Raw genomic sequence first — 21,362 nt, 5'->3', positions numbered from 1 at the left:
ACTTTAGGACAATTAAAAAGGGTATTTCCATGTCAGAACAAAGCAATAATGAAATGATTTTCCAGATCCAGCGCATCTACACCAAAGATGTCTCTTTTGAAGCGCCAAATGCGCCGCACGTTTTCCAGAAAGACTGGCAGCCAGAGGTTAAACTTGATCTGGATACCGCATCAACCCAACTGGCTGATGACGTGTATGAAGTCGTACTGCGTGTGACCGTGACCGCTTCTCTGGGCGAAGAGACTGCTTTCCTGTGTGAAGTACAGCAGGGCGGTATCTTCTCCATCGGCGGTATCGAAGGCAACCAGATGGCGCATTGCCTGGGTGCGTACTGCCCGAACATTCTGTTCCCGTATGCACGTGAATGCATCACCAGCCTGGTTTCTCGCGGTACATTCCCGCAACTGAACCTTGCGCCAGTTAACTTTGATGCGCTGTTCATGAACTATCTGCAGCAGCAAGCTGGCGAAGGTGCTGAACAACATCAGGATGCCTGATGAGCACTGTTAATGCGTCAATGACTGTGATCGGTGCCGGCTCATACGGCACCGCTCTTGCCATCACGCTGGCAAGAAATGGTCACGATGTGGTCCTGTGGGGCCACGACCCAAAACATATCGCGACGCTACAGCGCGACCGCTGTAACGTGGCGTTTCTCCCGGACGTTCCGTTCCCTGACACCCTGCACCTTGAAAGCGACCTTGCGACCGCGCTGGCGGCCAGCCGCAACATTCTGATTGTGGTCCCGAGCCATGTCTTTGGCGACGTGCTGCGTCAGATTAAGCCGCTGATGCGCCCGGATGCGCGCGTTGTCTGGGCGACGAAAGGACTGGAAGCCGAAACCGGACGCCTGCTGCAGGACGTTGCCCGCGAAGCGCTGGGTGATGCGATCCCGCTGGCGGTCATCTCCGGCCCGACCTTTGCCAAAGAGCTGGCCGCTGGCCTGCCGACGGCGATTTCACTGGCCTCCACCGATCGGGCCTTCTCCGACGATCTCCAGCAGTTGCTGCACTGCGGCAAGAGCTTCCGCGTTTACAGCAACCCCGATTTTATCGGCGTGCAGCTGGGCGGCGCGGTGAAGAACGTGATTGCGATTGGCGCCGGGATGTCCGACGGCATTGGTTTTGGTGCCAACGCCCGTACGGCGCTGATCACCCGCGGTCTGACCGAGATGTCCCGCCTGGGCGAAGCGCTGGGTGCCGATCCGGCCACCTTTATGGGGATGGCTGGCCTGGGCGATCTGGTGCTGACCTGTACCGACAACCAGTCTCGTAACCGCCGCTTTGGCATGATGCTCGGACAGGGCAGCGATGTAAAAAGCGCGCAGGAGAAGATTGGCCAGGTGGTGGAAGGCTACCGCAATACCAAAGAAGTCCGCGAGTTGGCGCACCGTTTCGGTGTCGAAATGCCAATAACCGAGGAAATTTATCAGGTATTGTATTGCGGAAAAAATGCGCGCGAGGCAGCATTGACCTTATTAGGTCGTGCGCGCAAGGACGAGCGCAGCAGTAACTAGTCGGAACCGTTGTCACCTGAATGACCCAGCCAGCGCAGAACTGGCTGGTCATTAACTATCGTCTGGAGTAAGCAATGCCGTGTGAAGAACTGGATATCGTCTGGAATAACATTAAAGCCGAAGCCCGGGCGCTGGCCGACTGTGAGCCTATGCTGGCCAGTTTCTACCACGCAACGCTACTCAAGCACGAAAACCTCGGCAGCGCGCTGAGCTATATGCTCGCCAACAAGCTGGCGTCCTCGATCATGCCCGCGATTGCGATTCGTGAGGTGGTGGAAGAGGCTTACGCCGCTGACCCGGAAATGATCGCCTCTGCCGCCTGTGATATCCAGGCGGTGCGCACGCGTGACCCGGCGGTCGATAAATATTCTACGCCGCTGCTGTACCTGAAAGGCTTCCACGCCCTGCAGGCTTACCGCATCGGCCACTGGCTATGGAATGAAGGCCGCCGCGCGCTGGCGATCTTCCTGCAAAACCAGGTTTCCGTGACGTTTCAGGTTGATATTCATCCGGCGGCGAAGATTGGCCGCGGGATCATGCTCGACCACGCCACCGGGATCGTTGTCGGGGAAACGGCGGTGATTGAAGACGACGTCTCGATCCTGCAGTCGGTTACCCTGGGCGGTACCGGGAAAACCAGCGGCGATCGCCATCCGAAAATTCGTGAAGGGGTGATGATTGGCGCGGGTGCTAAAATCCTCGGCAATATCGAAGTCGGACGCGGCGCGAAGATCGGCGCAGGCTCCGTGGTGCTCCAGCCGGTGCCGCCGCACACCACCGCCGCTGGCGTACCGGCGCGCATCGTCGGTAAGCCAGACAGCGATAAGCCGTCCATGGATATGGATCAGCACTTCAACGGCATTCACCATACCTTCGAGTATGGTGACGGCATTTAACTTCTGAGAATGGCGCCCGGATATCCCAGCTGGCGCCATGCTTCATACACCACCACCGACACCGCGTTCGACAGGTTCATGCTGCGGCTGTCCGGCATCATCGGAATACGGATTTTCTGCTCAGCGGGCAGGGCATCCAGAATCGTGGCCGGCAGGCCGCGGGTTTCCGGGCCAAACATCAGATAGTCACCTGCCTGATAGCTTACGGCGCTGTGCGCTGGCGTGCCTTTAGTGGTCAGGGCGAACATGCGCTGCGGCTGCTCTGCTTCCAGAAACGCGGCGTAATCATGGTGACGAATAACGGCGGTAAATTCATGATAATCCAGCCCTGCGCGACGCAGGCGTTTGTCGTCCCACGTAAAGCCCATCGGCTCAATAATGTGCAGACGAAAACCGGTGTTGGCACACAGGCGGATAATATTGCCGGTATTCGGCGGAATTTCTGGTTCGAATAAAACGATGTTAAGCATGCTGCCCCCTTAATTGCGGGGGCAGAATAGCAGAAAAGAGAGGAACTACGCGACGCCGGGTTCCTGCGAGCGGCTGTACAGCATTTTGTAGACGATTGCCGCAGCGGCCACCAGAGCGGGCACGCTGAGGATCATTAAAATACTGTCTGCCTGCCACTGCATGGAAAGAAGCTGGGCGCTGGTCATGGTTCCCGCCACGCCGCCAAAGCGGCCGATGCCCTGCATCCAGGCGATGCCCGTCGCGCGGCACTCGGTAGGGTAAAAGGTGGCGGCCAGGGTCTGCATGCCCGACTGCGCACCGTTCATCGCGATCCCCATCAGGAAGATCAGCCCGCCAAACAGGGCGATATGGTTATGCTCAATGCCCAGTAACAGAATAAGGCCCATCGTCAGGACGAAACCACACGCAACCACCCTGTGCGCTTCCCAGCGGTCCATCATCCAGCCCGCGAGCAGGATCCCCGCGGTACCGCCGAAGGTGAACAGCGAAGTCAGCCATGCGGATTCCGCCAGGGCATAGCCCATCCCCTGCATCAGCGTCGGCATCCAGCTCAGCAGTACGTAATAAATCACCAGTCCCATAAAGTAGGTGATCCACAGCATCAGGGTGCCGGGTAGCCAGGGCATGGAAAACAGCTGCGACACGCTCCCTTTTTTAGACGCGACCTTCTCCTCCGCCAGGAAAAAGCCCGTGACGCCCTCCAGCGTGCTGCGCGAGAACCGGCTGGCGATACGGCGGATCTGCATGACATCTTTCCCGCGCTGCACCAGAAACTTCACCGACTCCGGTAAAAGCAGCGCCAGCAGCAGCGTTAAAATCAGCGGCGCAATTGCCCCGGTCAGCAGCACGCTTCGCCAGCCGTGGTGGGGAATCAGCCAGGACGAGATCGCGCCGCCGCCCGCCGCACCCAGAGGGAAGCCGCAGTACATGGTATTGATCGCCATCGCGCGACAGCGCTGGGGGGCAAACTCGGAGATCAGCGTAATGGCGTTCGGCATGGCGGCACCGAGCCCCAGGCCGGTCAGGAAGCGCCACAGCGTCAGGGTATTCAGGCTTTGCGCCCAGGCCGTCCCCAGGCTCGCGAGGCCGAAGAACAGGCAGGAGAAGACCAGCACGCGCTTGCGTCCCATCCGGTCCGATACCGGACCGGCAATCAGCGCGCCCAGCGACAGCCCCAGCAGCGCCGCGCTCAGCACCGGCCCCAGATCCTGCTTATGGATCCCCCATTCTGCCGACAGCGTGGGCGCGATGTAGCCCATCGCCGCCGTATCAAAGCCATCGATCGCCAGAACCAGAAAGCCCAGCACAATGAGCAGCCAGTGAAACCCTGAAAAGCGGCTAACGTCGATCACCTGCTGAATATCCACCTTACCTGAATAGGTCATACGCTCCCCTCTGATGTGATGTTGTTTTTGTGTTCTTGTCTTTTCTTGTCTATACAATTGCGGGCGACAGGTAGATGTCAAATTTTCTTATCCAATATGTTATCTGGATGTTATTTTTGGCGTAAAAAAGCGCCCGAGGGGGAGATCGGACGCGTGAGAAGAGGTGTTAACGAGGGGTAATTCAGGCCGCGTTTCCCTGAGCAAGCGGAGCCAGCGCTGCCGGTAATTTGCTTAACTCCTGAACCAGAGAATCCCTGCTGATTTCGCTAATCGTTTTTGCACCGGTCAGCGTCATCGCTACCTTCATCTCTTTTTCGATCAGGTTAAGCAGATTCGCCACGCCCGCCTGGCCCGCCGTCGCCAGGGCGTACAGATACGCGCGGCCCAGCAGCACGCTGTCGGCACCCAGCGCAATCATGCGCACCACGTCCAGCCCGTTGCGGATCCCGCTGTCGGCCAGGATGGCAATATCGCCTTTCACCGCATCGGCAATGGCCGGCAGGGCGCGGGCGGAAGAGAGCACGCCGTCGAGCTGGCGTCCGCCGTGGTTAGAGACCACAATCCCGTCTGCGCCAAAGCGGACCGCGTCGCGGGCATCTTCCGGATCGAGGATCCCCTTGATCACCATCGGGCCGTCCCAGAATTCGCGGATCCACTCCAGGTCTTTCCAGGAGATGGACGGATCGAAGTTGTTCGCCAGCCAGCCGATGTAATCCTCCAGCCCGGTGGGTTTACCCAGATACGCCGAGATATTCCCCAGATCGTGTGGACGACCGTTCAGGCCGACGTCCCACGCCCACTGTGGATGCGTTACCGCCTGCCAGTAGCGGCGGAGCGCCGCATTTGGGCCGCTCATGCCGGAGTGGGCATCGCGGTAGCGCGCGCCGGGGGTCGGCATATCAACGGTAAAGACCAGCGTGGAGCAGCCCGCCGCTTTGGCGCGCTCGAGCGCGTTACGCATAAAGCCGCGATCCCGCAGGACGTACAGCTGGAACCACATCGGGCGCTTGATGGTCGGGGCGACCTCTTCGATCGGACAAACCGAGACGGTAGAGAGGGTAAACGGAATGCCTTTGGCATCCGCCGCCGCGGCGGCCTGCACTTCACCACGGCGGGCGTACATGCCGCATAAGCCGACAGGCGCGAGCGCGACCGGCATGGAGAGCGTTTCGTTGAACAGTTTCGTCTCAAGGCTGAGGTCAGACATATTCTTCAGCACGCGCTGGCGCAGCGCCACCTCCGACAGGTCTTCCACGTTGCGGCGCAGGGTGTATTCGGCATACGCCCCTCCGTCAATGTAGTGGAACAGGAACGGGGGCAAAATGCGCTGCGCCGCGGCGCGATAGTCACTGGCTGCTGAAATAATCATGCTTTGTTCTCCCTGGAAATATCACTGTCGCCAGGCAGACGGGTAATACGCGCCTGTCGGGCCTGGTCTTCATCGAATCGTTTAATCGTGGTGTGCACGAAACCGAGATGCGCCATCATCGCTTTGCGTGCGGCCTCGGCATCGCCGGCCAGAATGGCGTTGAGCACCGCCTCGTGTTGTTCGGTCAGCCGGGCAAACACCGGCGGAACCAGATACATCCGCTGGCGGCTCTGCTTCACGGAGGATTGCAGCAGGTCGAAGAACCCGCGCATGGTCTGGAGCAGCACCACGTTGTGCGACGCCTCGGCAATCGCCAGGTGAAAGCGCACGTCCGCCTGGGAGGCGATATCCGGGTCGCTGCTTTGCGTGGCCTCAAAGCAGGCGATGAGTTTCTCTTTGTCGGCCTCGGTTGCCCGCATGGCCGCGTGCCAGGCGGTACTGGTTTCGATGGCGTGACGCGCTTCAAGGATGTCGAAGCTGTAGTCCGGGTCGTTCTCCATCAGCGTTTTCAGCGGCTGAACGATGTTTTGCTCGGACCAGTCGTCATGCTGCCAGCGTACAAAGGTGCCGCCGCCGCGACGGCTTACCAGCACCCCTTCGCTGACCAGCGTTGCCAACGCCTCGCGCAGTGAATTGCGCGACACGCCAAGCTGGGCGGCGAGCTGGCGTTCGGCGGGCAACTTCATGCCCGCTTCCAGCTGTTGTTCTTCAATCAGCGCCCGCACGCGAGAGGCAATCTCGTCGGACAGGCGTCTGGGCATCACTATCATGGGATCATCCAGGTTAAGACATAGGCCTGCAGGGTGGTGATCACCCCGACCATGCAGGTGAATATCAGGCTGTGTTTCACGGTAAAGCGGAACAGATCCGACTCTTTACCGACCAGTCCCACCGCCGCACAGGCAATGGCGATGGACTGCGGGGAGATCATTTTCCCGGTCACGCCGCCGGTGGTATTTGCGGCCACCAGCAGGACGTCCGACACGCCAATCTGCTGGGCCGCCGTTGCCTGCAGTGCGGCAAACAGGGCGTTAGACGAGGTATCGGAACCGGTCAGGAACACCCCCAGCCAGCCGAGGAACGGCGAGAAGAAGGTGAAGGCGTGGCTGGTATGGGACAGCGCCAGTGCCAGCGTTGATGACAGACCGGAGTAGTTCGAGATAAACGCGAACGCCAGCACCATGCCGATGGAGTAAATCGGCAGCATCAGCTCTTTAACGGTCGCCGCAAAGGTCTGTACCGCAGCCGCAGGTTTCATGCGCAGCCACACCACGGAAAGAATAGCGGCAAACAGGATGGCGGTCCCGGTGGCGGAGAACCAGTCGAATTTATAGACCGCGGCATACGGCGTGGCGGCGTGCACCACCGGCGGCATACGGGCGACCATCTTGTCGAGGAACGGGACAGAAACGTTAATGACCATGTCGTACAGCGCGCCGCCCGGGGCGAACAGGGCTTTAAACGGCGGGATGCTCCACAGCGTAACCGTGGCGGTCAGGAACAGGAACGGCGACCAGGCGCGGATCACCTGGCCTGCGGTGTAGCCGGTGCGGGCCAGCGTTTGATCGACCTGCGAAGCGCCCATGTCGGCGAAGCGGAAAATACGAACCGGCTGCCAGCGTTTCAGGAACAGCGTCAGGCAGACCAGCGACACCAGCGAAGAGATGATGTCCGGCAGCTCCGGGCCAAGGAAGTTCGAGCTGAGGTACTGGGCAATCGCGAACGAACCGCCCGCCACCATCACCGCAGGCCAGGTCTCCTTCACGCCGCGCCAGCCGTCCATAATCGCCATGATCCAGAAGAGGACGATAATGGTCAGGAACGGCAGCTGGCGGCCAACCATCTGGCCAATCTCAAAGCTGTCCAGACCGGTCACCTGGCCCGCCACCAGAATCGGAATACCCATCGCGCCAAACGCCACCGGCGCGGTGTTCACAATCAGGCACAGGCCCGCGGCATACAGCGGGTTAAAGCCCAGCCCCACCAGCAGCGCGGCGGTGATCGCCACCGGTGCGCCAAAGCCTGCCGCGCCTTCCAGAAACGCCCCGAAGGAGAAGCCGACAATCAGCATCTGCAGGCGCTGGTCCGGCGTGATGGAGAGAATCGACGAGCGGATGATGTCGAACTGCCCGGTTTTCACCGAGATTTTATAGACGAAGACCGCCGCGATGATGATCCACGCAATCGGCCACAGGCCGTAGAAGAAACCGTAGACGACGGAGGCCAGTGCGCGATCGACCGGCATCTTGTAGAAGAACAGCGCCACCATCAGGGCGATGGCGACGGTGTACGTCGCGGCAAGGTAGCCCTTCAGCTTGAGCTTAATCAGCGCAAAGAAGAAGAACAGGATCGGCAGCGATGCGATCAGGCTCGACAGCCAGATATTTCCGGCCGGGTCGTAGTTTTGTTGCCAGAGGCTCATGCAGGTCTCCTGGGGACCAGACAGCCTGCGCTGCGGGTGAGTCTCCGCTCATCTCTGCGTCACAGTCTGTGTAAAAGTGGTCCTGCCAATGTTGTGTTGTAGGGTTAATGACAATGAATGGTTAACCAGATGTTATGAGCTAGCAATGGTTTTGTGAGCGGAAATAATGGAATTGTGAACCGGGGGAGGATTGATTGCGCTATTGGTTGGACCAATTCACGCGAAGGGGAAAAGAGTAGGCCGGGTAAGCGCAGCGCCACCCGGCATGAAATCAGAACGCCGTCTTACAAAAACCCGTCATCTCTTTCAGGCCCATTTCGCGGCCAAGCTCGGTCATCGGGTGAACCACCACCAGACCACGGACGCTTTTCTTCAGCTTGCCCATGTCGGCCTGCTCTTTTTTGGTGATCGCACGGCGGTGCGGCATGTTCATCAGCTTCTGCGCTTCTTTGCTCAGCTTCTGGCCTTTGACCTCGCGCAGGCGCTCGATCTCCGCTTCCAGCTTCGCGGTCTCTTTCTCAAGCTCGGCGTACTTCTCGGCGGAGTCGACCAGCGACAGGCCCGCCATCTGGTGGCGGATGAGATCCAGGCGGTCGCTCAGGCGTTTAATTTCGTTCTTTTCGACTTCTTTCATGACAAATAACTCTAAAAACGGGGAATTTACAGGGAAGGATACACCAATGTGAGCAGGCTTACTTCTGAAACGCTTTTTTTAAGCTGATTCGGGAAATCAGCTCAGTCAGGGAAAGGACCATCGTAGAACGGACAACCTGTTGATAACGCAGCTTTTGCATCGCGTAGAGCTCCGGGTCGCTGTTATCAAACTGCGGTGCCGGAGGAAGCGCGGTGACGCAGTGCAGCTCGCCGAACGGCCCCAGGATCTCATCGTCGGTAAAGGTGTATTCGTTACCGTCATGGTTGAGTTCTTCGCGCAACGCCATTAGCAGCTCCGCATCTTCATACTCTTGTCGGTTCAGCACGCCAAGACCATAAATCAGCTTCAGACGCACGGATAGATCGCCCAGCGGTCCGTCTCCGTCCAGTAACGGTTCTACAGCATATTTTACCGCGTAGTCGTCTTTGCGAAACACCTGAAGCACCAGGATATTCACCGCCTCGGTTAACAGCTCGACGGCGGCAATCAGGAAGCTTCGTACGGTTTTGCCAGCATTCAGACGCTCAAGCACACGATTTTCAAAGGCCTGGGTTTGTTCCATTATTGCCTGCATATCTGACAATCTGTAATCAGGGCGCAGGATTACCTGCGCCGCATTCTGCATCATTTGGTTGCGTTGTATGCGTTAACCGCCTCCACAACCACGTCGCTGTTGGCGTCCAGACCGGAAATCTGCGCCAGCGCAGCCTGCGCGCCCTGGGTATCAATCAGCTGAGCCAGTTCCTGCGCCTGCGGGTCCTGCTCGCTGCGGTAGTGCATCGCGGCGGCAATTCCTTTCACCAGGTTGGCGTGCGGCAGACCGTATTCCAGCGTGCCCAGCAGCGGCTTAATCAGGCGGTCGCCCGCGCTCAGCTTACGCAGCGGCTGGCGGCCCACGCGCTCAACGTCATCTTTCAGATACGGGTTTTCAAAGCGACCGAGGATTTTCTGGATGTATGCTGCGTGTTTCTCAGCATCAAAACCGTAGCGTTTGATCAGCACCGCGCCGCTCTCTTCCATTGCCCCTTTTACCACCGCGCGGATCTTCTCATCGAGGATCGCATCACGAATGGTCTGATGACCGGCCAATTTTCCGAGGTACGCGGTTATAGCATGCCCGGTGTTCAGCGTGAAGAGTTTGCGTTCGACAAATGCCATCAGGTTATCGGTTAATTCCATTCCCGGAATAGTAGGCAAGTCGCCTTTAAACTGGGTTTTATCAACGATCCACTCGCTGAAGGTTTCCACGGTCACTTCCAGCGGGTCGTTGGTGGCAGATTCTGACGGCGGAACGATGCGGTCCACGGCGGAATCCACAAAACCGACGTGCGCTTCCACCCAGGCTTTGTCTTCATCTGCCACAGCGTTGAGAACGTGGCCTTTCAGCTGCGTGGTGCCGCGCACCATGTTTTCACAGGCGATGATGTTCAGCGGGGTGTCGATACCCTGCGCTTTACGTTTTGCCAGGCCTTTCGCGACCGCAGGGGCGATGCGCTCAAGCACAACCGGGCCCACGGCGGTGGTGACCAGATCGACGCTGGCGATAAGATCAATAACGTCGTCGCCGATGCTGCTGACCGCGTTGACGCCAGATACTGTCTCAACCTGCTCGTTTTCGCCCACCACATGGACCTGATAGCTATGACGGGCATTCAGGGCATCCAGGACGACCTGATTCACATCGGCGAATGTCAGGGTAATGCCCGCGTCTGCCAGCAGTTTACCGATAAAACCACGACCGATATTACCTGCGCCAAAATGTAATGCTTTCATAGTGTTAACCTTCATCAATGTTTTTACCCGAGAGGGCTGGGGTGAGGAACGTTTTCCCCTCACCCTAGCCCTCTCCCCGGGGGGAGAGGGAGGAGTACCGTTATTTGTTAAGCAGAGCCAGAACTTCTTCAACGCTGGTGGTGTTCGCCAGACGCTCAATAACCGTTTCGTCATCCAGCGCGTTGGTCAGGCTGGTAATCACCTGAATGTGCTCGTTGTTGCGAGCGGCGATACCAATTACCAGACGGGCGATGTCATCTTCTTCTTCACCGAAGCGCACGCCCTGCGGGTACTGACAGAATACGACGCCGGTTTTCAGGACGCGATCTTTCGCTTCAACCGTACCGTGCGGCACCGCGATGGATTCGCCCAGATAGGTTGGCGTCAGTTTTTCGCGTTCCAGCATCGCGTCGACATATTCAGGCTGAACGTAGCCGCCTTTCACCAGCTGCTCACCGGCAAAGCGAATCGCGTCTTCTTTGGTGGCCGCGGTACGACCGAGGAAGATGTTTTCCGCACCCAGCTTAAACAGGTGGGCGTTGCTCTCGTCAAAACTGTCCTGCAGGCTGGAGCGCACTTTCACTTCGTTGTCTTCGTGACGCTGCGCGGCAACCAGACGTTCGGTCAGGCTGGTGTACAGGCCGCTGTCGAGGAAGTTGGTCAGCGAAATGTGCTGTGCCTGCGGCACCTGGCGCATGGCGCGTTCGGTCAGATCGCGGTGCGTGATCACCAGGTCAACATCCGGCGGCAGGCTGTTAATGGCGCTGTTGGTCACGGAGATGTTGGTCAGGCCTGCATCCTGCACTTTCTTACGCAGCACGCCTGCACCCATTGCGCTGGAACCCATACCGGCATCACAGGCAACGATGATTTTACGCACGTGGCTCAGGTCGTTAGAAACATCACCTGCTGCCAGTGGCGTTGCGCCTTTGGATTCGGCTTTCATATCGTGCATACGACGGGTTGCGGCTTCGATGTCATCATCTTCTTTCACTTTGCTGGTTTTCAGCAGGATAGAAGAGACCACGAAGGAGACGGCCATTGCCGCAAAGATAGCTGCGAGGTTCGCGAAATAAGCGCCTTTTGGCGTCATCGCCAGTACCGCCAGGATAGAACCCGGAGAGGCCGGAGAAACCAGACCACCGCCCAGGACGCTCAGCGTGAACACGCCGGTCATACCGCCGAGGATAACGGCCAGGATCAGACGTGGGTTCATCAGCACGTATGGGAAGTAAATTTCATGGATACCGCCCAGGAAGTGGATGATCGCCGCACCGCCAGCTGACTGTTTTGCGCTGCCACGGCCAAAGAAGATGTACGCCAGCAGTACGCCCATACCCGGACCCGGGTTGGCTTCAATCAGGAAGAAGATGGACTTGCCGAGATCGTGAGACTGCTGAATACCCAGCGGCGAGAAGATACCGTGGTTGATGGCGTTGTTCAGGAACAGGATTTTCGCCGGTTCAACAAAGATAGACGCCAGCGGCAGCATCTCGTGCGCCACCATGAAGTTAACGCCTGCCGCCAGAATTTTAGACAGCACTTCAACCGCAGGACCAATGCCGAGGAACGCCAGAATGGCGAGGATCATCCCGATGATGCCCGCAGAGAAGTTGTTCACCAGCATTTCGAAGCCGGATTTGATCTTACCATCAACCCAGACGTCGAATTTCTTAATCGCCCAACCGCCCAGAGGACCGGCAATCATCGCCCCGAGGAACATCGGCATATCCGCACCGACGATAACACCCATGGTTGTGATGGCACCCACGACGCCACCACGGTCACCGCCCACCAGACGACCCCCGGTGAAACCGATGAGCAGCGGCAGGAGATAGGTAATCATTGGGCCAACAAGTTTCGCCAGCGTTTCGTTAGGCAACCACCCTGTCGGAATGAACAATGCAGTGATGATACCCCACGCGATAAACGCGCCGATATTTGGCATCACCATGTTGCTGAGGAAACGACCAAAGCTTTGAACTTTGATCTTGAAATCGGATGACATAAAACACCCCTTCTTCTGTTTACGCTTAGGCTTATGGCCCGAGGTTTATTGTTAATGAGGCGGCAGAGGTAGCCGGGCCCTGTTCTGATGCTGTGAAATCTGGCACTGAATCGTTCAACTGTCCAGACAGGGAAATTTATGTGATGCGTGTCACGTAAAGGCAGGGGGTAGGGATGTCAATGAAGTGATCTCAATCACAAAATAAGTGGGCAAAAAAAATACGATGGCGAGAAAAAAAGCAAAATCCACCTCTTAGTGTGATTGCTGTCACGTTTTGTCATGACGTGTTTGTTTCTGGATTGTGACTGATTTCACAAAATATTTTTATGCAGATTTCTCCGGCTGTGATCGGCGGCAAACTCTGCTTCGCGTTTCAGCGCCAGGATGATATGGCACGACACGATAAGCTAAAAAACCACTTTTGATGTGTGGTATGGCGAAAAGTTAAAAGGTGGATTACGCTCATATTGTAAGGTTAAGTCTATTATTATTCAGGATATATTTTGACACGCTTATAAACTTGCATGGAGATATTATAAAAACTCATACTCCCCGGCTCGGAAATAGTAAGCACATCCCCGTGTTTATAAAAAAATTAATTAGGTTGCGTACCGTTTTATTAATTTAATGAGTTGACGTTGTTTAAGTGAGGAGAATATGTTTCTCAACTATTTTGCGCTGGGCGTATTGATTTTTGTATTTCTGGTTCTCTTTTACGGAATCATCGCCATCCATGATATTCCTTATAATATGGCCAAAAAGCGTAACCATCCGCATGCCGATGCCATTCATACGGCAGGCTGGATTAGCCTGTTTACACTCCATGCCATCTGGCCATTCCTGTGGATTTGGGCCACGCTGTACCGCGAAGATCGCGGCTGGGGCATGCAAAACCACATCACAAAGCCTGATGAAGTTCCGGGCATGGATGCGCTGGCCAAACGCGTGGCGGAACTCGAACAAAAGCTGGCTGCAGTACAGCCCACTGCTGATAAGAACACGCTGGAGCGCTAATCATGGATCTGTTGATTATTTTGACCTACGTGGCATTTGCCTGGGCCATTTTTAAAATATTCCGAATTCCGGTCAACCAGTGGACGCTTGCCACCGCAACATTAGGCGGCGTATTTATTGTTGCCGGTCTTATTCTGTTAATGAACTATAACCATCCGTATACCTTTACGGCGCAAAAAGCGGTTATTTCTATTCCAATCACGCCGCAGGTGACCGGTGTGGTCAGTGAAGTCACGGATAAAAATAACCAGCTTATTAAAAAAGGCGAAGTGTTATTTAAACTGGATCCTGGCCGCTACCAGGCGCGCGTCGACAGACTCCAGGCTGACCTGGTGACAGCGACGCACAATATCGATAACCTGAAAGCGCAGCTGTCGGAAGCGGTTGCCAATACCACACGTGTCTCCGCTGAGCGCGATCGCCTCTATAAAGATTATCAGCGCTACCTGAAAGGCAGCCAGGCGAAGGTGAATCCTTTCTCTGAAAGCGATATTGATAACGCGCGGCAAAACTATCTGGCACAGGATGCCATGGTGAAAGGCTCCGTGGCTGAGCAGGTGCAGATTCAAAGCCAGTTAGACAGCATGGTGAACGGCGAGCAGTCACAGATTGCTTCGTTACGTGCCCAGCTTGCCGAAGCCAAATATAACCTGGACCAGACCGTGGTGCGTGCGCCGAGCGATGGTTACATCACCCAGGTGCTGATCCGTCCGGGGACCTATGCCGCCGCGCTGCCTCTGCGTCCGGTGATGGTCTTCATTCCTGAACAGAAGCGTCAGATTGTGGCCCAGTTCCGCCAGAACTCGCTGCTGCGTCTGAAACCGGGCGATGAAGCGGAAGTGGTGTTTAACGCCCTGCCGGGCCAGGTATTCTCCGGGAAGCTCACCGCAATTCTGCCGGTGGTGCCGGGGGGGACCTATCAGGCGCAGGGTGCGCTCCAGTCTCTGACGGTCACGCCGGGCACGGATGGCGTGCAGGCCATCATCGAGCTGAGCCCTGACGCTGAAGTCGATGCCCTGCCGGACGGTATCTATGCCCAGGTGGCGGTCTATTCGGACCACTTCGCCCACGTCTCGGTCATGCGTAAAGTACTGCTGCGTATGACCAGCTGGATGCACTACCTCTACCTCGATCACTAATCCTTCCAGGGCAGGAATGCGACATGCAGACCTGCCCTTTTTTCATCGCTTGATCCATACTGACTTTTTTCCGGCATTAAGGATCAGGCAATGAAACTCATCGGCAGCTACACCAGTCCCTTCGTGCGAAAAATCTCGATTCTCCTGCTGGAGAAGGGGATTGAATTTGAATTCGTGAATGAACAGCCTTACAACGCGGAAAACGGCGTTGCGCAGTACAACCCGCTGGGAAAAGTCCCGGCGCTGGTCACGGACGAGGGCGAGTACTGGTTTGATTCCCCGATTATTGCGGAGTATATCGAGCTGCTGGGCGTTGCCCCGGCAATGCTGCCAGCAGACCCAAAAGCGGCGCTGGCGGTGAAGCAGGTCGAAGCCCTGGCCGACGGTATTATGGATGCGGCGTTAACCTCCGTACGGGAACAGGCAAGGCCCGCTGCCCAGCAGTCGGAAACGGAACTGTTACGCCAGCGGGAAAAAATCAGCCGCAGCCTGGACAGGTGTGAACAGCTTATCCGGGAGGGAAAGATCGACACCGACAGCCTGAACCTGGGGACCATCGCCATCGCCTGCGCGATTGGTTATCTCAACTTCCGCCACGTCTCCCCGGGCTGGTGCGTCGACCGTCCGCTGCTGGTGAAGCTTGCAGACACGCTGTTTAGCCGCGAGAGCTTTGCCCGTACCGAACCACCAAAGGCTTGACGCGGGTTATAACACTTCGCCGTCGGAGGCGGTACAATCCCCCCACATGTTAACTCCCTCTCCCGTCGGGAGGGGGGAAGATATTTACTCGCCAGGCGCCTTCATGACTACTCATCATTCGCTGTACAGCCAGATCCCCGCTACCGACCGTCTTCTTCGCGAACCCCGCATTCATGCTGTTGCTGAGCGTTTCGGCCATACCGCGACGGTGGAAATGTTACGCCTGCTTCAGGACGAAGCCCGATGCGCGATTCAGGCAGAAAACGCCTTGCCCGCCTGGTGTAGCGCGTGGGAGCAGGAAGTTGAACAGCGGCTGGATGAGAAGGCGCAAAGCGCATTACGCCCGGTGATAAACCTGACCGGAACCGTGCTGCATACCAACCTGGGGCGCGCGCAGCAGGCGGAAGAGGCCGTTTCCGCAGTCGTGCAGGCCATGCAAGCGCCCGTAACGCTGGAGTACGATCTGGACGGCGCCGGACGCGGGCACCGCGACCGCGCGCTGGCGGAGCTGCTGTGCCAGCTGACCGGCGCGGAAGATGCCTGCATTGTGAATAACAACGCCGCAGCGGTGCTGCTGATGCTGGCGGCCACCGCCAGCGGCAAAGAGGTGGTGGTGTCCCGCGGCGAGCTGGTGGAGATTGGCGGAGCGTTTCGTATTCCTGACGTGATGCGCCAGGCGGGCTGTACGCTGCATGAGGTGGGTACCACTAACCGTACCCATGCGAAAGACTATCGCGCGGCGGTGAATGAAAATACCGCCCTGCTGATGAAGGTCCACACCAGCAATTACCATATTGAAGGCTTCACCAAAACGGTTGAAGAGGCGGAGCTGGCGGCGATTGGGCGCGAATTGAATATACCGGTGATTGCCGATCTCGGCAGCGGCTCGCTGGTGGATCTGAGCCTGTACGGGCTGCCAAAAGAGCCGATGCCGCAAGAGATGATTGCGGCGGGCGTGAGCCTGGTCAGCTTTTCCGGCGACAAACTGCTGGGCGGGCCGCAGGCCGGGATTATCGTCGGCAAGCGCGAGCTGATTGCGCAGCTGCAGCAGCATCCGCTCAAGCGCGCCCTGCGCGCCGATAAAATGACGCTTGCCGCGCTGGAGGCGACGCTGCGGCTCTATCTTTACCCGGAAAAACTGGCCGACCGCCTGCCCACGCTGCGCCTGTTAAGCCGGGATGCCGCCTCGATTCGCGCCCAGGCCGAGTTACTGCTGCCGCGCGTCGCCCCGCACTACCCCGATTTTGACGTTCGCATTGAGCCCTGCCAGTCGCAGATTGGCAGCGGTTCGCTGCCGGTGGACAGGCTGCCGAGTGAGGCGCTGACGTTCACGCCGCGTGACGGGCGCGGTAGCCATCTTGACGCCCTGTCGTCACGCTGGCGTGGCCTGCCGACGCCGGTTCTCGGGCGGATTTACGACGGCCGAATGTGGCTGGATCTGCGCTGCCTTGAAGATGAAGAGCGATTTCTGGAGATGTTGTTGAAATGATTATTGCCACCGCCGGTCACGTTGACCACGGAAAAACCACGTTACTGCAGGCGATTACCGGCGTAAACGCCGACCGCCTGCCGGAAGAGAAAAAGCGCGGCATGACCATCGATCTGGGCTATGCCTACTGGCCCCAGCCTGATGGCCGCGTGCTGGGCTTTATTGATGTGCCGGGGCATGAAAAGTTTCTGTCTAACATGCTGGCGGGCGTGGGCGGCATCGATCATGCCCTGCTGGTGGTGGCCTGCGATGACGGCGTGATGGCGCAAACCCGCGAGCACCTGGCGATCCTGCAGTTGACCGGCAACCCGCAGCTGACCGTGGCGCTGACCAAAGCCGATCGCGTGGATGACGCGCGCGTCAGCGAGGTGCGCGAAACGGTCCAGGCGACACTGCGGGAGTATGGCTTTGCCGACGCATCGCTTTTTGTCACCGTGGCGACAGAAGGGCGTGGTATCGACGAACTTCGCCACCATTTGCAGCACCTTTCATCACGCGCTCACGCCAGCCATCACCGCTTTCGTCTGGCGATCGACCGGGCCTTTACGGTAAAAGGTGCGGGGCTGGTCGTAACCGGCACCGCGCTGAGCGGTGAAGTCAGCGTGGGAGATACCCTCTGGCTGACGGGCGTGAATAAACCGATGCGCGTGCGCGGACTGCACGCACAAAACCAGCCCGCTGACCGTGCCCACGCCGGACAACGTATCGCGCTGAACATTGCCGGGGATGCGGAAAAAGAGCAGCTGAACCGCGGAGACTGGCTGCTGGCCGATGCCCCGCCGGAACCGTCTGAACGCGTGATTGTCTCCCTGCAGACACACATGCCGTTGACCCAATGGCAGCCGCTGCATATTCACCACGCGGCCAGCCATATCACCGGGCGCGTGTCGCTGCTGGAAAACGACCTTGCCGAGCTGGTATTCGATTCGCCGCTCTGGCTGGCAGACAACGATCGTCTGGTACTGCGTGACATTTCTGCAAGGGAAACGCTGGCGGGGGCGCGCGTGGTGGCGCTTAACCCACCTCGACGCGGCAAGCGTAAGCCGGAATATCTGCAGTGGCTGGCCGCGCTGGCGCAGGCCAAAGAGGATAACGCCGCGCTGCGGGTGCACCTCGATCGCGGGGCGGTGAGTCTGCGTGATTTTGCATGGGCACGCCAGCTGAGCGGGGAAGGCTTACGCCAGCTGACCCAGGAGCCGGGCTTTATACAGGCCGGAGACAGCCTGCTCAATGCCCCGGTTGCTGCGCAATGGCAGCGTAAGATACTGAACACGCTTGCGATTTACCACGAACAGCATCAGGACGAGCCAGGCCCGGGCCGTGAGCGTCTGCGACGCATGGCGCTGCCGATGGAAGACGATGCGCTGGTGCTGCTGCTGATCGAAAACATGCGCGAAAGCGGAGTGATTAAAAGCCACCACGGCTGGCTGCACCTGCCGGATCACAAGGCCGGGTTCACCGCAGATCAGGAGGCGATATGGCAAAAAGTAGCCCCGCTGTTTGGCGATGAGCCGTGGTGGGTTCGGGATCTGGCCCGCGAAACGAATACCGAAGAGCAGCTGATGCGGCAGGTGTTGCGCCATGCGGCGCAGCAGGGGCTAATCGTCGCGATCGTGAAAGATCGTTACTACCGTAACGATCGCATTGTGGCGTTTGCCAACCTGATCCGCGAGCTGGATCAGGCGCGCGGCTCGACCTGCGCAGCGGATTTCCGCGATCGGCTGAACGTGGGCCGCAAGCTGGCGATTCAGATCCTGGAGTATTTCAACCGCATCGGCTTTACCCGCCGCCGCGGTAACGATCATCTGTTGCGCGATTCGTTATTATTTCCTGAAACTCCGTGACCTCCGTCGTAAACACCGTTACCGGTTGGCGAGAAAATCGCCAGCCGGAACTACCCTTGTTGTACACCAACAGCAAGGAGACGGACATGACAAACAATCCTCCCTCATCGCGTATCCAGCCCGGCGAGTATGGTTTCCCCCTCAAGCTGAAGCCCCGTTATGACAACTTTATTGGCGGCGACTGGGTCGCGCCCGTCGACGGCGAATACTATTCCAACCTGACCCCGGTTACCGGCCAGCCGCTGTGCGAGATTGCCAGCTCCGGTAAGCGTGATATAGACCTGGCGCTGGATGCGGCGCACAAAGCGAAAGAGAAATGGGCTCACACCTCCGTGCAGGACCGGGCGGCGATCCTGTTCAAAATCGCCGACCGGATGGAGCAAAATCTGGAGCTGCTGGCGACGGCGGAAACCTGGGATAACGGCAAGCCGATCCGGGAAACGATGGCGGCTGACGTGCCGCTGGCTATCGACCACTTCCGCTATTTTGCCTCCTGTATTCGCGCGCAGGAGGGCGGGATCAGCGAAGTTGACAACGACACCGTGGCGTATCACTTCCACGAACCGCTGGGGGTAGTAGGCCAAATTATTCCGTGGAACTTCCCGCTGCTGATGGCGAGCTGGAAAATGGCGCCCGCGCTGGCGGCCGGAAACTGTATTGTGCTCAAACCGGCGCGTCTGACCCCGCTCTCGGTCCTGCTGCTGATGGAAATCGTTGGCGATCTGCTGCCGCCGGGCGTGATTAACGTGGTCAACGGTGCGGGCGGGGAGATAGGGGAATATCTGGCCACCTCAAAACGGATTGCCAAAGTGGCGTTTACCGGGTCGACGGAGGTGGGCCAGCAGATCATGCAGTACGCCACGCAAAACATCATTCCGGTGACCCTCGAGCTGGGCGGGAAATCCCCGAACATCTTCTTCGAGGACGTGATGGAGGAAGAGGATGCCTTCTTCGATAAAGCCCTGGAAGGGTTTGCGTTGTTTGCGTTTAACCAGGGCGAAGTCTGCACCTGCCCAAGCCGCGCGCTGGTGCAGGAATCCATCTACGAGCGCTTTATGGAGCGGGCCATTCGCCGCGTCGAGTCTATCCGCAGCGGTAACCCGCTCGATAATGTCACCCAGATGGGGGCACAGGTCTCGCATGGACAGCTGGAAACGATCCTCAACTACATCGACATCGGCAAGAAGGAGGGGGCGGATATTCTCACCGGCGGACGCCGTAAGGTGCTCGGAGGGGATCTGCAGGACGGGTATTACCTTGAGCCGACGATCCTGTTCGGGCAGAACACCATGCGCGTTTTCCAGGAGGAAATCTTCGGACCGGTGCTGGCCGTGACCACCTTTAAAACGATGGAGGAGGCGCTGGCGATTGCCAACGACACGCCGTATGGCCTGGGGGCAGGCGTCTGGAGCCGCAACGGTAATCTGGCCTATAAAATGGGCCGCGGCATTCAGGCCGGGCGCGTCTGGACCAACTGCTATCACGCCTATCCGGCACACGCGGCATTTGGCGGTTATAAGCAGTCGGGCATCGGGCGTGAAACCCACAAGATGATGCTGGAGCATTACCAGCAGACCAAATGTCTGCTGGTCAGCTATTCCGATAAGCCACTGGGGCTATTCTAATCGCCCAGCTCAGGCCGTCCGTGGGCGGCCTGAGCAATTTGCTGGCGCAGGCAGTTCAGTACGCCATCCAGAACGTATTGCACGCGCCAGGGCTGGTATTCGCGTTTGCGGAAGATGGCCGTCAGGTCGAGCCACCACTCTTCCTGATGCGGGAAGCAGGGGACGAGCATGCCTTTCGTTAATTCTTTTTTCAGGCTCTCTTTTGGCGCAAAAACAATCCCAAGATTATTTCTTGCCAGCTCCAGGGCCGTCTGCGTATTGTCGCAAATATAATTACCGGTCACCCGGTAGTCATGCACGTCATCGCTGCCGTGCACGCGGAAACGCCAGATGTTGGCTTCATCGACCAGCATGGAGTCAATGAGAATACAGGAGTGATTAATTAAATCTTCAGGTCCGGTTAAGGGATGTTTATTTAAATATTCTACGGTTGCGAAGGCCGTAACGGAATATTGTGTCAACACGCTGGCCACCAGGCTTTCGTCTTTCGGCTGAGCATAGGTAATTAAAATGTCGCAGTCATCCGGAAAGGTAACGCCTTCTGAAAATTCATTCCGGTCCAGATTGTAGGTTTTCAGGGAGATGCGGATGTCGCCGATGTCTTCTATCTGATGGATCACGTGTCGCGCGAGGTAGGTCACGATACCTGTTGGGGCATAGATCGTCACTTTTCCGCGCTTTTCATGCTTATAATCAGCAATGAAATTAACAAGCTGGCTGTTCTTATCCAGCGTGGCATTCACGTAGGGGAGTAACGCTTCACCAAACTGGGTCAGGGCCAGCTGCCGCGTGGTGCGCTCAAAAACCTTGAGCCCAACCCGCGTTTCAAAATCAGACAGATATTTACTGACGTTGGCCTGCGCCATACCCAGCAGGGCGGCGGCATCACCAATGCTGTGGGTGGCTGCAATGACGGAGATAATTTTTAATTCGCGTGGTTTTAGCTGTAATGTACTCATTATGCACACCCATCTATATGATTTTATATATAATATTATATAAACCGCAGCGTTGCATTGGCAATTTTGTAACCATTATTATGCGCCTCGCTTGTTTG

Annotated in this window: 19 protein-coding genes; 9 read left to right on the top strand and 10 right to left on the bottom strand. The window is 57.6% G+C overall.

The annotated features are described in order from the left end of the window. Nucleotides 1-29 precede the first annotated feature (29 nt). The 3 genes from secB (at nucleotide 30) to cysE (ending at nucleotide 2,412) form a co-directional block, all read left to right on the top strand. Complete coding sequence (gene secB / locus AA74_RS0101770) at nucleotides 30-497, top strand: protein-export chaperone SecB (protein ID WP_008502716.1); 468 nt, start codon at nucleotides 30-32, stop codon at nucleotides 495-497. Continuing rightward, the gene (gene gpsA, locus AA74_RS0101765) at nucleotides 497-1,516 is read left to right on the top strand and encodes an NAD(P)H-dependent glycerol-3-phosphate dehydrogenase (protein ID WP_025910572.1); all 1,020 of its coding nucleotides are present in this window, start codon (nucleotides 497-499) and stop codon (nucleotides 1,514-1,516) included. The genes secB and gpsA overlap by 1 nt, the downstream gene beginning before the upstream one ends. Nucleotides 1,517-1,590: 74 nt before the next feature. Continuing rightward, the gene (gene cysE, locus AA74_RS0101760; protein WP_008502718.1) at nucleotides 1,591-2,412 is read left to right on the top strand and encodes a serine O-acetyltransferase; all 822 of its coding nucleotides are present in this window, start codon (nucleotides 1,591-1,593) and stop codon (nucleotides 2,410-2,412) included. On the opposite strand, the gene trmL is transcribed toward cysE, so the two are convergent. From trmL to AA74_RS0101715, 9 genes are all read right to left on the bottom strand, one after another. Further along, nucleotides 2,409-2,882, bottom strand: a complete 474-nt coding sequence (gene trmL, locus AA74_RS0101755; RefSeq protein ID WP_021242431.1) for a tRNA (uridine(34)/cytosine(34)/5-carboxymethylaminomethyluridine(34)-2'-O)-methyltransferase TrmL — start codon at nucleotides 2,880-2,882, stop codon at nucleotides 2,409-2,411. The genes cysE and trmL overlap by 4 nt on opposite strands. Before the next feature lie 45 nt (nucleotides 2,883-2,927). Next, on the bottom strand, nucleotides 2,928-4,268 hold the full coding sequence (locus AA74_RS0101750; RefSeq protein ID WP_025910569.1) for an aromatic acid/H+ symport family MFS transporter: 1,341 nt from the start codon (nucleotides 4,266-4,268) through the stop codon (nucleotides 2,928-2,930). A 181-nt stretch (nucleotides 4,269-4,449) separates the two neighbouring features. Beyond that, nucleotides 4,450-5,637: a quinone-dependent L-lactate dehydrogenase gene (gene lldD, locus AA74_RS0101745; protein WP_008502721.1), complete on the bottom strand. Its 1,188-nt coding sequence runs from the start codon at nucleotides 5,635-5,637 to the stop codon at nucleotides 4,450-4,452. After that, a complete protein-coding gene (gene lldR, locus AA74_RS0101740) occupies nucleotides 5,634-6,407 on the bottom strand; it encodes a transcriptional regulator LldR (protein ID WP_025910566.1) in 774 nt (257 codons plus the stop codon). The genes lldD and lldR overlap by 4 nt, the downstream gene beginning before the upstream one ends. Then, nucleotides 6,404-8,059, bottom strand: a complete 1,656-nt coding sequence (lldP, locus tag AA74_RS0101735) for an L-lactate permease (RefSeq protein WP_025910565.1) — start codon at nucleotides 8,057-8,059, stop codon at nucleotides 6,404-6,406. The genes lldR and lldP overlap by 4 nt, the downstream gene beginning before the upstream one ends. Before the next feature lie 271 nt (nucleotides 8,060-8,330). After that, complete coding sequence (locus AA74_RS0101730; protein WP_008502724.1) at nucleotides 8,331-8,693, bottom strand: YibL family ribosome-associated protein; 363 nt, start codon at nucleotides 8,691-8,693, stop codon at nucleotides 8,331-8,333. A 58-nt stretch (nucleotides 8,694-8,751) separates the two neighbouring features. Further along, entirely contained in the window at nucleotides 8,752-9,342 is a 591-nt protein-coding gene (mtlR, locus tag AA74_RS0101725; RefSeq protein ID WP_008502725.1) for a mannitol operon repressor MtlR, read from the bottom strand. Beyond that, a complete protein-coding gene (gene mtlD / locus AA74_RS0101720) occupies nucleotides 9,339-10,502 on the bottom strand; it encodes a mannitol-1-phosphate 5-dehydrogenase (RefSeq protein ID WP_084832029.1) in 1,164 nt (387 codons plus the stop codon). The genes mtlR and mtlD overlap by 4 nt, the downstream gene beginning before the upstream one ends. Nucleotides 10,503-10,587: 85 nt before the next feature. Next, the gene (locus AA74_RS0101715; protein ID WP_023294817.1) at nucleotides 10,588-12,495 is read right to left on the bottom strand and encodes a PTS mannitol transporter subunit IICBA; all 1,908 of its coding nucleotides are present in this window, start codon (nucleotides 12,493-12,495) and stop codon (nucleotides 10,588-10,590) included. Between the two features lie 657 nt (nucleotides 12,496-13,152). Between AA74_RS0101715 and AA74_RS0101705 the strand changes: the two genes are divergently transcribed. The 6 genes from AA74_RS0101705 (at nucleotide 13,153) to aldB (ending at nucleotide 20,305) form a co-directional block, all read left to right on the top strand. After that, complete coding sequence (locus AA74_RS0101705) at nucleotides 13,153-13,509, top strand: DUF3302 domain-containing protein (protein ID WP_008502729.1); 357 nt, start codon at nucleotides 13,153-13,155, stop codon at nucleotides 13,507-13,509. Between the two features lie 2 nt (nucleotides 13,510-13,511). Continuing rightward, a complete protein-coding gene (locus AA74_RS0101700; protein WP_021242439.1) occupies nucleotides 13,512-14,648 on the top strand; it encodes an HlyD family secretion protein in 1,137 nt (378 codons plus the stop codon). A gap of 90 nt (nucleotides 14,649-14,738) precedes the next feature. Further along, nucleotides 14,739-15,347, top strand: a complete 609-nt coding sequence (locus AA74_RS0101695) for a glutathione S-transferase (RefSeq protein ID WP_008502731.1) — start codon at nucleotides 14,739-14,741, stop codon at nucleotides 15,345-15,347. A gap of 103 nt (nucleotides 15,348-15,450) precedes the next feature. After that, nucleotides 15,451-16,836 carry an L-seryl-tRNA(Sec) selenium transferase gene (selA, locus tag AA74_RS0101690; RefSeq protein WP_025910551.1) on the top strand — a complete coding sequence of 462 codons (1,386 nt, stop codon included), beginning with the start codon at nucleotides 15,451-15,453 and terminating at the stop codon, nucleotides 16,834-16,836. Then, nucleotides 16,833-18,680: a selenocysteine-specific translation elongation factor gene (gene selB, locus AA74_RS0101685; RefSeq protein ID WP_025910550.1), complete on the top strand. Its 1,848-nt coding sequence runs from the start codon at nucleotides 16,833-16,835 to the stop codon at nucleotides 18,678-18,680. Before selA ends, selB begins: the two co-directional genes overlap by 4 nt. 86 nt (nucleotides 18,681-18,766) lie before the next feature. Then, nucleotides 18,767-20,305, top strand: a complete 1,539-nt coding sequence (gene aldB, locus AA74_RS0101680) for an aldehyde dehydrogenase AldB (protein WP_023294820.1) — start codon at nucleotides 18,767-18,769, stop codon at nucleotides 20,303-20,305. Here the strand turns inward: aldB and AA74_RS0101675 are convergent. Next, entirely contained in the window at nucleotides 20,302-21,264 is a 963-nt protein-coding gene (locus tag AA74_RS0101675) for a LysR family transcriptional regulator (RefSeq protein WP_008502735.1), read from the bottom strand. The two genes, aldB and AA74_RS0101675, sit on opposite strands and share 4 nt — an antisense overlap. Nucleotides 21,265-21,362: the final 98 nt, after the last annotated feature.

Source organism: Enterobacter sp. 5-4, from assembly GCF_000612205.1.
GTDB lineage: Bacteria > Pseudomonadota > Gammaproteobacteria > Enterobacterales > Enterobacteriaceae > Enterobacter > Enterobacter roggenkampii.
The sequence above is the reverse complement of the archived record's forward strand: the minus strand, read 5'-3'. Positions and strand labels throughout refer to the sequence as shown.